Source organism: Desulfamplus magnetovallimortis, from assembly GCF_900170035.1.
In the GTDB taxonomy this organism is placed as follows: Bacteria; Desulfobacterota; Desulfobacteria; order Desulfobacterales; family Desulfobacteraceae; genus Desulfamplus; species Desulfamplus magnetovallimortis.
In genome coordinates this window covers 55,782-69,010 of the sequence record NZ_LT828550.1, presented here as the reverse complement: position 1 = coordinate 69,010, position 13,229 = coordinate 55,782, and the positions used below count along the sequence as shown (strand labels likewise).

11 protein-coding genes and 1 tRNA gene are annotated in these 13,229 nt (G+C 42.3%); all 12 read right to left on the bottom strand.

The window, feature by feature from the left end; translation table 11 throughout:
- Window positions 1-26: 26 nt before the first annotated feature.
- Window positions 27-809 carry a tRNA pseudouridine(55) synthase TruB gene (gene truB, locus MTBBW1_RS17365; protein ID WP_245809449.1) on the bottom strand — a complete coding sequence of 261 codons (783 nt, stop codon included), beginning with the start codon at window positions 807-809 and terminating at the stop codon, window positions 27-29.
- On the bottom strand, window positions 794-1,465 hold the full coding sequence (gene rbfA / locus MTBBW1_RS29140; protein ID WP_222424099.1) for a 30S ribosome-binding factor RbfA: 672 nt from the start codon (window positions 1,463-1,465) through the stop codon (window positions 794-796). Before rbfA ends, truB begins: the two co-directional genes overlap by 16 nt.
- A gap of 6 nt (window positions 1,466-1,471) precedes the next feature.
- Window positions 1,472-4,060: a translation initiation factor IF-2 gene (infB, locus tag MTBBW1_RS17355; RefSeq protein WP_186441432.1), complete on the bottom strand. Its 2,589-nt coding sequence runs from the start codon at window positions 4,058-4,060 to the stop codon at window positions 1,472-1,474.
- Between the two features lie 134 nt (window positions 4,061-4,194).
- Window positions 4,195-4,854 carry a translation initiation factor IF-2 N-terminal domain-containing protein gene (locus tag MTBBW1_RS17350; protein WP_080805320.1) on the bottom strand — a complete coding sequence of 220 codons (660 nt, stop codon included), beginning with the start codon at window positions 4,852-4,854 and terminating at the stop codon, window positions 4,195-4,197.
- A 417-nt stretch (window positions 4,855-5,271) separates the two neighbouring features.
- On the bottom strand, window positions 5,272-6,810 hold the full coding sequence (gene nusA, locus MTBBW1_RS17345; protein WP_080805318.1) for a transcription termination factor NusA: 1,539 nt from the start codon (window positions 6,808-6,810) through the stop codon (window positions 5,272-5,274).
- Window positions 6,811-6,812: 2 nt separating this feature from the next.
- Window positions 6,813-7,298 (bottom strand): ribosome maturation factor RimP, encoded by a 486-nt coding sequence (locus tag MTBBW1_RS17340; protein ID WP_080805317.1) that lies wholly within the window; start codon window positions 7,296-7,298, stop codon window positions 6,813-6,815.
- Between the two features lie 444 nt (window positions 7,299-7,742).
- Window positions 7,743-7,818: transfer RNA gene (locus MTBBW1_RS17335), tRNA-Gly, on the bottom strand.
- 64 nt (window positions 7,819-7,882) lie between these two features.
- Complete coding sequence (pheT, locus tag MTBBW1_RS17330) at window positions 7,883-10,357, bottom strand: phenylalanine--tRNA ligase subunit beta (RefSeq protein ID WP_080805315.1); 2,475 nt, start codon at window positions 10,355-10,357, stop codon at window positions 7,883-7,885.
- Window positions 10,358-10,359: 2 nt separating this feature from the next.
- Window positions 10,360-11,367 (bottom strand): phenylalanine--tRNA ligase subunit alpha, encoded by a 1,008-nt coding sequence (gene pheS / locus MTBBW1_RS17325; RefSeq protein ID WP_080805313.1) that lies wholly within the window; start codon window positions 11,365-11,367, stop codon window positions 10,360-10,362.
- Between the two features lie 23 nt (window positions 11,368-11,390).
- Window positions 11,391-11,741, bottom strand: a complete 351-nt coding sequence (gene rplT, locus MTBBW1_RS17320; protein WP_080805311.1) for a 50S ribosomal protein L20 — start codon at window positions 11,739-11,741, stop codon at window positions 11,391-11,393.
- Between the two features lie 21 nt (window positions 11,742-11,762).
- Complete coding sequence (gene rpmI, locus MTBBW1_RS17315; protein ID WP_080805309.1) at window positions 11,763-11,960, bottom strand: 50S ribosomal protein L35; 198 nt, start codon at window positions 11,958-11,960, stop codon at window positions 11,763-11,765.
- A 544-nt stretch (window positions 11,961-12,504) separates the two neighbouring features.
- Window positions 12,505-13,026, bottom strand: coding sequence for a translation initiation factor IF-3 (gene infC / locus MTBBW1_RS17310; protein ID WP_080805307.1), 522 nt, complete (start codon window positions 13,024-13,026; stop codon window positions 12,505-12,507).
- Window positions 13,027-13,229 lie beyond the last annotated feature (203 nt).

The window sequence follows — 13,229 nt, the reverse complement described above, 5'->3', positions numbered from 1 at the left end:
CGGCACATTGAAAATCATGCTAACAACTAATTTACAAAAACACAACTATAATTATAAGAGTCAATTTCTCTGTCATATTCCACAATAGCAGCAAGATTGCCATCGCTGTCAACTACCTTGAAATAAGTCAGTTCATGCCTGCAAATCTCATCATCTGAGGAAAAGTCATCCGCAGGTCTGAATGGTCTGCCAAACTTCAGTTGAGTCATCATTTCAGGATCAGCATTAATGGTCGGCATATGAGAAATGGCTTCTGTCATTGGAATGATGCATTTAAAAGCATCTTCCTGCTCCATGCATTCAAATTTTTCCAGGGATACAGCCGCATCAACTGAAAAATTAGAGGTTTCAACCCTGCGAAGGGATTGAAGCAATGCACCACATCCAAGTTTTTGTCCGATATCATGGGCAAGGCTTCTTATATATGTTCCGGCTGAGCAGTGAACATATATTGTCATATATGGCTTGTCAAGGCTCTTAAGTTCTATTGAATGGATCTCTATACTTCTGGGGGGTTTTCTGACCGGAGTTCCCTCCCTTGCCAGTTTATAAAGAGGTTTGCCTTTATGTTTTAATGCAGAATATACAGGAGGATGCTGCATCTGAACACCCTTGAAAACCTCAATAACATCATTGATTCGATCAAGGGAAATTCCATCAATTACCGCAGAAGGAAAGGTTTCTGTAACAACCCCTGTTATATCAAGAGTGTCTGTTTGCACTCCAAGTTTCACGCCTGCAACATATTTTTTTGAACTTCCAAGCAAAAAGCGGGAGAGACGGGTTCCCTTGTTTATCCCGCACAACATAAGGCCTGTGGCAAAAGGATCAAGTGTGCCTGTGTGCCCTGCCTTTTTGACACCCAGTTTTTTTTAACACGGGCAACTACAGCAGCAGATGAGATCCCTTCTGGTTTGTCAATGGCAATAATACCGTTATTCAATGGATTTTTCATCAGAAACATTAAGATGATCATCAGAAGCATTAGCATGATCGTCAGAAGCATTAGCATGATCGTCAAAAGCGTTGGCATGGCTATCAGAACCATTGGCATGATCGTTAGAAGCATTGATCTGCGCATCAGAAGGGTCTGACTGCTCCCCAAAGGCACTTTCTTTTTTGTCCCTCCAACCTGGTTCAGAAGAGCATCTATTCTGCTTCCATAATCAAAGGAAGCATCATGCACAAATCGAATATCCGGCATATATTTTAAACCAAGCTTGGGTGTAATGTGTTTTTTTATATATCCGCTTGAGCGTCTGAAGCCTGCCATTGCATCCTTAACCTTTTTTTCACCACCAAAATGAGCAAAATAGACATAGGCAACCCGCAGGTCAGGTGTAACCTTAACGCTGCTGATGGTTGCCATGGCAATCCTGGGATCCTGGATTTTTCGACTCAAAAGTTCAGAAAGAGCGGTCTGAATTGCAACTCCGATACGTTCCGCTCTCGGATAGGGTTTCATAAAAGATTACTCCTTCAGACTGTCGAGACTTGCCTTGCGCTCTTCTATCTCATAACACTCAATAATATCACCCACCTTGATATCATTATATTTGTCAATTCCGATACCACATTCATAGCCCTGGGTGACCTCTTTTGCATCATCTTTGAAACGCCTCAAGGAAGATAGATAGCTGTCACACTTAATAACACCGTCTCTGAGAAGACGAATTTTTTCACCCCTTGCAACCTTGCCATCCTGGACAAAACAACCTGCTATGGTTCCCTTGCCTGGTATGACAAAGATATCCCGAACTTCTGCCTGCCCTATAATGTTCTCATGGAATGTAGAAGGCATAAGGCCGGTAAGTGCTGCCTTGATATCGTTAATGATATTGTAGATAATATCATAAAAACGCATATCAACATTCTCTTCCCTTGCAATTTCACGTACCTTTGCGGTGGGACGGACATTAAAACCTATTATGATGGCATCAGATACAGCGGCAAGAGATACATCAGACTCATTTATTGCACCAATACCAGAATGAACAATTTTTATATCAACTTCTTCCTGGGCAAGCTTCATCAGTGACTCATTAAGTGCTTCAAGGGAGCCATGAACATCAGCTTTTATAAGGAGTTTAAGCTCTTTTACCTCGCTTGCACCCATATTGGCAAAAAGCTTTTCAAGGTTTGCCCTGCTCTTTTTAGCAAGCTCCTTTGCCCTCTCCTTGTGCATCCTGCTCTCACTGATCTGCTTGGCATCCTTTTCCGATGCAAGTGCCACAAATTCATCACCAGCATCAGGAACTCCGCTCAAGCCCACAATCTCCACAGGTGTGCTTGGACCGGCACTTTCGATACCTTGCCCCAAATCCCCTATCATGACTCTGATCTTGCCTGAATGCAGACCACAAACAACAGGTTGACCAACCTTCAGGGTGCCCTGCTCCACAAGCACAGTTGCCACAGGGCCTCTTCCAGCATCAAGACGCGCCTCAACAACATGACCGATGGCGAGCCTGTCAGGATTGGCCTTTAACTCAAGAACTTCTGCCTGAAGAAGAATCATCTCAAGAAGATGATCTATATTCATCTGTGTCTTTGCCGAGACCTTGGAAAAAATCACATCACCGCCCCAATCTTCGGAAAGTAGGCCATGCTCAGCAAGCTCCCTCATGACCCTGTCAGGATCAGCGTCAGGTTTATCCATCTTGTTTACAGCCACAACCACAGGGACATTTGCCGCTTTGGAGTGATTTATGGCTTCAATGGTCTGGGGCATAACACCATCATCTGCCGCAACAACAAGAACAACGATATCCGTAACCTGGGCACCCCTTGAACGCATGGATGTAAATGCTTCATGACCAGGAGTATCCAGAAAAGTGATAACGCCTCCATTTGGAGTCTCAACACTATAGGCACCAATATGCTGGGTAATTCCGCCTGCTTCTCCGGTTGTAATCCTTGACTTTCTGATAACATCAAGAAGTGATGTTTTACCGTGATCAACATGTCCCATTATTGTAACAACAGGAGAACGTCCCACAAGTTTTTCTGGATCTTCTTCCTCGTGAATATGCATCAATACATCTTCAACAGCAGCAGCCCTTTCAACTTCATAATCAAACTCGGCAGCAACAAGGGCTGCGGTATCAAAATCAATTGTCTGGTTAACCGTAGCCATAACTCCAAGACCCATGAGTTTCACTATCATCTCATTTGCCTTGATGCTCATACGTTTTGCAAGCTCTGACAGTTCAATGGTTTCATCAATCTTGATACGCCGCTTGATAGCCTTAGGGACGGTAATCTGGGTTTTCTGCGCTTTGGAACGTTTTCCCTTGCCATCCTTTTTGCGGCCTTTTTTACCTGAAAACGCCTTATCATAGAGATCCTTGCCCTCAACAACAGATTTACGCTTCCTGGGAGAACCCTTTAACAGATCATCATTGATAACTTCAGCATCTTCACCTCTTTTTTTCTTCTTGCCCTTGCCTTTTTTACGTTTTGACTTGAGGTCATCATTATCAGGGAGTTCCCCACCTGGCAGGAATGGTTCAACACCGGAGGCAGGTATTTTATTGGCATAGACTTTAGTCACAGGGATATTATTATCAGTGTCATTGTCCGGCAAGGAGCGTTTCCCGGCAGCAGCGGAGGCAGCCTCTGGAACGCGATCCTGATGATCACTTTTTTTCGACTGACGCGCCGGAATAGGAACAGCCAGTTTAATAATTTTTGCAGGTTCGTTTTTCTTCAATTTTTTCTTTCGCTTTCTCTTTTTATCACCTGCAGCAGTATCCTTTCCTGTGTCACTATCTCCACTTTGAACTGATTCTGCATTTTCATTCCCACTTGATTGTGAAGTTAAAGAAGCTTGTTGAGTTTTTTTATCCATATCAACAGAATCAGATCGTTCCATACTCCCATCGGAATGGTCAGGCATTTCTAAATCTCCGGGCTTGTCAGTCTCTTTTTTATTTCCACTTTCTACAGGTTTTTCCCCCTGGGATTTTGCTTTTTCCCGGGCTTCACTATCGGATAGATCATCCGCAGTCTTGTTTTCGGAAGCAGTTTTATCTGCCTCACAAGAAGCATCTTCAGCCATTAACTCTTTTTCATTTGAGTCTTCGGGAAATGAGCCTGATTTTACTGAAGAATCTTCTGAATCAAAATTCTCTTTATCATGAGAAAAGTCATCTTCTCCTAACGACTCATGCCTGGAGTTCTCATTTGTATTACTTAAGGCATCAGGCTCAGAAGAGGATTCATTATGGAGTCCGGAAGGCTGCTCAGATTCAACAGAAGAGGCAGGATCAGGCGTTGACGCTGATGTTTCAGATAAAGGGGCAGGCTTAATAATTTTTGCAACATTGTTTTTATTTTTCCCTTTATTCTGGTATTGGAGTTTTTCAAAGGTGGTTCACTGCCTGACAATTCGTTGTTCATACTTCCAGGCAATGCACCTTTTCTATTTTCAGGCATATTTGCAGCATCCTCTAATTTATTTTCATGGGAGGCTATATTGTCTTCTGTGGATTTGGAAGAGAGCGTTTTATCCTGGTCATCCAATGCTTTCCCGGATGCTGAAGGAGGGGTTATATCATTTTTTACAGATAATGATGCTGAAGAGTCAAAGCTCTCTGTGCTTGATACATCATCACCGGCAGGACGATTTTTCCTGTTTTTCTTGCGCCTTCTAATCACAGAGGCCTTTACCCTGGTATCTGATTTTTTTTGTTTATTACCAAAAAGATTCTCCTTGATTTTAGCCACAGTTTCATCTTCAAGGGAACTCATATGGCTTTTAACTTCTATATTCATAGCCTCAAGCTTTGTCAAAAGAGCCCTGTTAGTCATGTTAAGCTTTTTGGCCAGTTCATATACTCTGATTTTTGCCATTTATCCCCCCAAAAAAATCGCACCATATTTTTTCCAGAAAACAGTTTTAAACAACACAAAAAATTTTCTGTAACAGTTTAGCAGTCTGTCAAAATTTAATGAACCTGTAAGAATCCCAAATCTTTTTTTTAGCCATAAACCTTCTGAAATTATCAATATCAATTCTGGCATTGGGGACGTTGTACGAATTCATCAATGTTTGACTGTCATTTAATTTTATGATTCAGAAATCATCTCATTCTCACTATTGCCTCTTCAAGTTTAAACTGTCGGGTGACTTTTAAGGCTTTTCAAAGGTTCAAGGCATTTTCTACCCGACAATCAAACCTTGAAAGAACACTATTGCCTAGCACACCATAAGCATCAGGTGTTGCATCAATCTCTGGAATTGCCCCACGAGCAGGAGTTTCACCAAATTTATGACACCTCATCAACTTTTGAAGGTTCAACAACTCTTGGTGTCCCATCAGCGTTTGAAGGATCATCAAGTTCTGGAGCAGCAGAAACTTCCATAGATTCTTCAAGAGCTTCATCAACCTTCCGAGGCTCATCAAAACTTGGAGTAGTAGCGTCAACTTCAAGAGGGTCATCAGTTTTCGGGAGTTCATCACCAACAGGAGGAACTTCTTCCCCTGAAGATCCAGACGTATCTTCTAAAGAACTTTCATTCTCTTTTATATCAAGCCTACGATGGTTGACCGCACCAGATTTAGAATCAGATGAGTTAAAAAGCTGTTTTGCCGACTTTTTGATCAACACAACCTCATCTTCAGAGAGGCCAGAAACCGACAACAATGCATCGTCAGATGCATCTACAATCTCTTTTAAAGTGGTAAAGCCATTCCGGCAGAGCTTTTCTGCAACATCAATGGTAATTTCAGGAATCCTCATAAAAGAAGAGTACATCTTCTTTAGCTTGCGGCTGTATTCATCCATACTCATTACATCAAGATGCCACCCTGTCAGACGACATGCCAGACGAACATTCTGACCATTTTTACCAATGGCAATTGAGAGGAACTCATCAGGGACAATTATCTCCATGCTCCTGTTTTCCTCATCTATAACAACCTTGGCAATTTCGGCAGGAGAGAGGGCATTACATACAAACTTTGCAACATCGGGACTCCACTGGACAATGTCAATCTTTTCTCCTCTTAACTCCTGAACAATACTCTGAACTCTGTTGCCTTTCATACCTACACAGGCACCAACAGGGTCAACATCAGAATCTGAAGAACTCACAGCAATCTTAGATCGAATTCCAGGCTCCCTTGCAGCACTTCTTATGGTAACAATGGACTCTGCAACTTCAGGAACCTCAGAAGCAAAAAGCTTTGCAAGAAATTCAGGATGAGTGCGTGACAAAAGAACCTGTGCTCCCCGTGATTCCTCCATAACATCCAAAACATATGCACGGATGCGGTCACCACGCTTGTAATTTTCCCTTGGCATCTGTTCCCGAGATGACAAAAGAGCTTCTGCCTGACCAAGGTTAACAATGATATTGCCTCTATCAATTCGCTGGACAATGCCGTTTATAATTTCACCTTTTTTATGGATAAAATTATCATAAACCGCATTCCGTTCAGCCTCTTTCATCTTCTGGATAATCACCTGCTTGGCAGACTGTGCAGCAATTCGGCCAAAAAGCGACGTGTCAACCTTTATACCGAGGCTGTCGCCCTCTTCACATTCAGGGTCATACTCAAGCCCATCTTCAAGGGTCAACTCCACATCCGGATCATGAACCTCATCCACAACTTCCTTAAACTGAAAGACTTCTACCTCTCCTGTTTTTTCGTCATAATGCACTTCAATGTCAGCCCTGGCACCCAACTTTTTTCTTGCTGCAGATTCAATTGCCTCTTTAAGGGTTGCAACCAGCACTTCCCGATTAATACCTTTATCACGGCTCAACTGCTCAATAACCCGTTTAACATCTGTAATAAGCATCTTTATTCCCCATGGGTACCTGACAATCTGGCTTTTTTTATCTGGTCGAAACCAACAGCCACCCTTCTCTGGTCAACAAGAAGCGTAACCATACCTTTCTCATCAACTCCCTCAATAGAACCGGTAAAACGTTTTCTGCCGTCAACAGGCAACATGAGTTCAATCTTGGCACGTTCACCTTTAAAACGTTCAAAATCCTGCAATTTTGTCAATGGACGCCTGGGGCCAGGAGAGGATATTTCAAGACGGTACCTGCCCACATCATCAAGATGAACATCCAGAAGATCTCCCATCTGCCGGTTCATGTAAATACAGTCATCAATGGTAATACCACCTGGCTTATCAAGATATATACGAAGAGTTGCCCCCCCGTTTTCTGAAAGCATCTCTGCATGGACAAATTCCATATTTTCTGAACTGCACACATCTTCTGCAATATCTTTTACGGTAGCAATCACAGATTCTGCCCAGGCTTGATCTTTACCCATACCTCTTGCAACCCTCTAAATATCAATATAACGGCCATGGCAAACCAATTTGCCACAACTTAGCATTTATATGAAAGTCCCCACCAATTAAGGGCTTTCATCACTTCGATTGTGGCGATGAACCGCCATGTATGTTTTATACAAAAACCAAAAACAGACTTGAAAAAAACGGAATCTAAAAGTTTTTCCAACCCCATTAAACAGAAAAACGGGCATATGCCCGCTTCCCTGATGTCCAAAAATATTAAATCATAAACCCATTGTTCGGGCAACGATGATCGTTATTATAAATATCCCATCTGTTTTTGATCTCTCATTAACTATCGCGTAAAACTTAAGTTTGCATAATCACATAAAAACACGACTTGCTGTATATACGCAATCCATAAAGAGACTTGATGAGAATTATTAAAAATAGCCATTAAAATAACAAATCAAGTTCACTGGAGCGGGCAACGAGATTCGAACTCGCGACACCAAGCTTGGGAAGCTTGTACTCTACCAACTGAGCTATGCCCGCCCATGAATTAATTTTGAAGACTACCCCAAAAAATCTATTTTGTCAACAAAAGGGTTCGATATTTTTATGATGGCAGTTCTGCAGCATATTTTTCAATTATTCTTCTGGAGATGTCACCATGAATATTTTTTACCATTTTTTCTTTCAATGTCTTTTCCATTGAACGATAAACAACTCTTAAAGATAGGGATTTTTTACCCTTTGCAAGTGGCGCTCCTTCATAAAGGTCAAAAATAAAGACATCTTCCAGCAATGGCTGCTCCTGCTTAAAAGCCTCAATATCAGCAAGAACAGAGCCAGACTCAACAGATGTATCAAGTATCAAAGTCAGATCCCTTGAAAGTGAAGGAAATTTTGGTAAAGGGTCTGTTGTTCCCATTGTATTGTGGGAGTAGAAAGACAACATCATATCCAGATCAAGCTCAAATACAAAGGCGGCCTGCCTGAGGCTAAAATTTTTAAGCACATCATCATTGACCTCACCAATTGAGCCTAAAAGCTTTCCCTTGTAATGCATTGTTGCAGCATACCCTCTCCTGTAATATGGATAAGCAGCAGAATCCGCCACTTCAAAGGAGACGCCATTAATGCCGACAGCCCTGAATAAAGACTCCACTACGCCTTTTATATCATAAAAATCACATTGTGACCGTTTTGTATGCCAAGAAATTCCAGTGCGCTCCCCTGTCCACAGGGCTGCCAACATCTCATTCTCCAGAGGTTGACTTCCTTTAGAGGTTGCAAGGAATGTTTTACCAACTTCAAAAAGCTTTAATGTATCAATCTGCTGAGAATTGTTTCGACGCATATTATCAAAGAGACAGGGAAGAAGGGTTGTGCGCATAACAGAAAGCTCTTCTGAAATGGGATTGAGAATGGTCTCAACAGAACGCCTTTTATCATCGGCATCAAGAGACATAAAGTCACAGGCAGATGCAGAGTTAAAACTGTAGTTAAGAGCCTCACTAAAGCCCATTCCTGTCATAATATCCCTTATCTCTTCACGCATGACAATTTTTAGAGAAGGCCCCTTTGCCCTTACCGGTACATCTGGAAAACGCGTCTCAATGCGATTGTATCCCCACAATCGAGCAACCTCTTCAGAAAGGTCTTCGGGGCGGCTGACATCAACCCTGAAAGAAGGCACCTTTACTGTGAGATGTTCTTCACAATCACTTTTATCCAAAGCCTTTGCTGAATCTGATGAGTTGACTTGAAAACCAACTGCTTCCAGAAGAGTGACCATATCCCCTGTCCCGATATCAGTGCCAAGGCGCTGATTCAATGCACAGGGAGCAAGATCAATTTTAACCGGTTCATGCTTTACAGGATGCTCATCAACAAGACCATTCAATATTGTAGCTTTGGAAACCTCCGCCATAAGCAACATTGCTCTTTTCAGAACATTCATGGTTGCCTCGGGATCGACTCCTCTCTCAAAACGGTGGGATGCATCTGTGTTTATTCCTGATCGCTTGGCTGTTCTTCTTATGGATACAGGGTTAAAACATGCACTTTCCACAAGAACCCTTGTCGTACCAGGAAGAATTTCGGAATTTTCCCCACCCATTACACCGGCAATGCCAACAGGTCTTTGTCCATCACAAATCATCAACATGTCAGGCTCAAGTGCGTGATCTTTGCCATCAAGGGTTTTAAAGGTTGTGTCTGCCCCAGCCCGCCTTACTTCAATCCTGCCTCCGGCAATATTATCATAGTCAAAGGCATGGAGTGGCTGTCCTGTCTCCATCATTACATAATTTGTCACATCAACAATATTGTTAATAGGGGTCATTCCTACAGCAACAAGCCTATCCTGAAGCCAGAAAGGAGATGGTCCAACCTTGACATCAACCAGCATGCCTGCTGTATATCTGGAGCAGAGATCAGAATCAAGAATATCAACTGCAATATTGTCATGAATGGATGCAACAGAAGGGTTATCTTCAGGCATTACAGACACCGGCAGTTCAAGTTTTGCAGGAGGATTGCTAAATGCTGCAACCTCCCTTGCAATGCCTATAACACTTAAACAGTCTGGTCTGTTAGGAGTCAGATCAACTTCCAGAACATGATCTGAAAAGCCAAGAGCTTCCGCAAGTGGAGTTCCTGGCACAAAAGATGGATCAAGTTCCATAATTCCAGAGTGGCTGACATCAAGATTAAGCTCAGCTCCACTGCAAAGCATTCCCTCGGAAATCTGGCCACGCAGCTTGCTCTTTTTTATGAGAATTTCTCCGGGCAGCGCGGAACCTATCATTGCACACGGCACAACAAGACCTTCTCTTACATTGGGAGCGCCACACACAATTGACAGAAGTTTATCTCCTCCCACATCAACCTTACAGCAACTAAGCTTGTCAGCATCAGGATGCTGTTCAACCTGCACCACACGGGCAACCAATATATTATCAAGGTAAGCATATCTGTCCGACACAGAGTCAACTTCAAGACCTGCCATTGTCAGCCGTTCAGCCATTTCAGCGGGGGTGTAGTCCGCAGAAGTAAAATCTTTCAACCAGCTTATTGTCACTTTCATAATTAAAACTGCCCCAGGAAACGCATATCATTTTCAAAAAATTTCCGAAGATCATCTATTCCATATTTCAGCATGGCAAGACGCTCAATCCCCATGCCAAAAGCAAAACCAGAATAGATTTGCGTATCATAACCAACATTTTCAAAAACAGCAGGATGTACCATCCCCGAGCCCAAAACCTCAAGCCATCCTGTTTTTGAGCAGACACGGCAACCTTTCCCTCTGCACATGACACACTGGATATCAACCTCTGCACTGGGTTCGGTAAAGGGAAAAAAGCTTGGTCTGAAACGCAGGGATATCTCTTCATCAAAAAGCTGATGCACAAATGTGGTCAGAGTTCCCTTAAGATCACCAAAAGAGACCCTGCGATCTACCATAAGGCCTTCAACCTGATGAAACATTGGTGTATGAGTAAGATCGGAATCGCATCTGTAAACCTTTCCAGGAGCTACAATCCTTACCGGTGGCTTTCGTTTTTCCATTACCCTTGGCTGGGTTGGAGAGGTATGGGTGCGCAGCACAATATTCTCAGCAACATAAAATGTATCCTGCATATCCCTTGCAGGATGATACTTTGGGATATTGAGAGCCTCAAAATTATAGTAATCTGTCTCAACTTCCGGCCCTTCTGCAATTTCAAAACCAAGTCTTGAAAAGATATCTGAAATTTCTCTGGATATTTTTGTTACCGGATGGAGGGAACCTCTAAAAAACGTCCTGCCCGGAAGGGTTACATCAACACCACCTCCCTTAAGATCCCTGCTGGATTTAAGTTTTTTGGAAAGCTCCCTGAATGCCTTTTCAAGGCGATTCTTGAGAAGATTGGCATTTTTACCGGCATCTGGTCTCTCTTCAACCGGCAACTGGGCAATATTTCTCAAAAAAGCGGTCAGCAAACCTTTACGCCCAAGATATCGAATTTCAAGAAGCTCCAGTTTTTCAAAGGAATCAACAGCCTCAATATCTTTAAAGGCACTTCTCTCAATTGCTTGAATATTATTTTCCACAACACTCCCCAATTTATTTCACATCAAAGTTTAGCAGAAGCTGCCGCTGCAATCTGTGAAAATCCTGCTGGATCAAAAACAGCAAGATCAGCAAGAACCTTACGATCAAGATCAATATCCGCAAGTTTCAGACCATGAATAAACTTGCTGTAAGAGAGATCGTTCATTCTGACAGCAGCATTAATCCTGGCAATCCACAGTTTCCTGAATTCTCTTTTGCGCACTCTTCTGTCCCGATATGCATACATCAATGCCTTATCCACTGAATCAGCCGCTGTACGATAAAGCTTGCTGCGCCCGCCCCTGAAACCACTGGCCAGCTTCAAAACCTTATTTCTACGTCTTCTCGCCTTAAATCCTCTTTTAACTCTCATGACAGTATAACTCCTTAGCTTTTATCCATTGGGTAACAGGCGCTTGACTTCACGCAGGTCACTTTTGTCAATAATCTGATCCAGTCTCAGGGAACGTTTTCTCTTAGTTGTCTTTTTAGTCAAAATGTGACTTGCATGAGACTTTCTGAATTTGTATTTTCCGGTACCTGTTCTGGTAAAGCGCTTTGCAGCGGCCCTGTTTGTTTTAATTTTGGGCATTTCCCTATCCCTCTGTTTAAAAATTACAAAATATATGGCGCACTAACGCCACAATCCAAAAAAATCTTTGCACCCCTTCATCTTTCAGTTTACAAAATCCCCGATTCTCGGAGATATCTACTCCCAAAAGTATAAAGTGTTTTTTGGGGTTGTTATGTAAGGATGCCGGTTTAGTTGTATTATTTCAAGTTTTTGGTTGACGGGCACAATAACACACGAATTCAATCTGTCGTGTTAACCCATTCTGTCGTGTTAACCCATTAGCAAAAAAAAGATATGGTGATACATCTCCCTGTTGAAGGGACAGCATCACCATACCATCCGTTTTGTTCATTAATGCGTCTCAGTACTATCTGTTTTTTTAATTTATCAAAACTCTATAACTGCCATGGCAGACACATCTGCCACAACGAAGCACGAAAGTCCTTTAAAAACAAGCCTTTAGATGGACTTTCCAATAAGAAATTTAATATATAAGCCATAATCACAAAAAAATGAAACAGTTAAAAGGTATTTTCAAGGCAAAAAGCATGTATTAAAAGAACTATCTTGGGGCAAGAATCATGGTCATTGTCCGGCCTTCAAACTTTGGATACTGTTCAACCTGGGCAAACTCATCCGTCATTTCAGCAACCTTTGCCAGAAGATCCTTTGCCTGCTGAGTCAATGTAATCTCCCTTCCGCGAAACATAAGTGTCACCTTCACCTTATCATTATTTCCGATAAATTTACGTATATGCTTCACCTTGGTTTCAAGATCATGAGTGTCGGTTTTGGGTCTGACCTTAATCTCCTTAACCTGGGATGATTTCTGCTTTTTTCTGGCCTCCTGGAATTTCTTTGTGGTCTCATACTTATATCGGCCATAATCCATTATTTTACAGACAGGTGGAGTGGCGTTGGGGGAGACCTCAACAAGATCCTGCTCATGTTCAGCAGCCCTGCGAAGGGCATCCTTAATGGACATTACTCCAATCTGCTCTCCATCAGGTCCAATTACGCGAACTTCTGTCGCTCTGATATCCCTGTTTACGCTTGTCCTGTCCCGATTGCTCTGTTTAACTATCCTACACCTCCCATAGGTTACTGTTCACTGTGATATATACTAAAAAATTTTCTGCCTGTACAATTACATTATCAACAGGCAATTATATTATTTTTATCTGAAAATGCAAGAACTATTTAAAGGTTTACAGCTTTTGGCCGGATTGCAAACAGTGCACCTTGTCCAGAGTGTATTGTTCAAGGTAACTGTTTTTCCAATAACTG

What these genes read in the sequence shown, in the direction of transcription:
- truB (WP_245809449.1), bottom strand. Translation starts at nt 809, where the DNA reads ATGTTGTGCGGGATAAACAAGGGAACCCGTCTCTCCCGCTTTTTGCTT.
- rbfA (WP_222424099.1), bottom strand. Translation starts at nt 1,465, where the DNA reads ATGAAACCCTATCCGAGAGCGGAACGTATCGGAGTTGCAATTCAGACC.
- infB (WP_186441432.1), bottom strand. Translation starts at nt 4,060, where the DNA reads ATGGCTGAAGATGCTTCTTGTGAGGCAGATAAAACTGCTTCCGAAAAC.
- MTBBW1_RS17350 (WP_080805320.1), bottom strand. Translation starts at nt 4,854, where the DNA reads ATGGCAAAAATCAGAGTATATGAACTGGCCAAAAAGCTTAACATGACT.
- nusA (WP_080805318.1), bottom strand. Translation starts at nt 6,810, where the DNA reads ATGCTTATTACAGATGTTAAACGGGTTATTGAGCAGTTGAGCCGTGAT.
- MTBBW1_RS17340 (WP_080805317.1), bottom strand. Translation starts at nt 7,298, where the DNA reads ATGGGTAAAGATCAAGCCTGGGCAGAATCTGTGATTGCTACCGTAAAA.
- pheT (WP_080805315.1), bottom strand. Translation starts at nt 10,357, where the DNA reads ATGAAAGTGACAATAAGCTGGTTGAAAGATTTTACTTCTGCGGACTAC.
- rplT (WP_080805311.1), bottom strand. Translation starts at nt 11,741, where the DNA reads ATGAGAGTTAAAAGAGGATTTAAGGCGAGAAGACGTAGAAATAAGGTT.
- rpmI (WP_080805309.1), bottom strand. Translation starts at nt 11,960, where the DNA reads ATGCCCAAAATTAAAACAAACAGGGCCGCTGCAAAGCGCTTTACCAGA.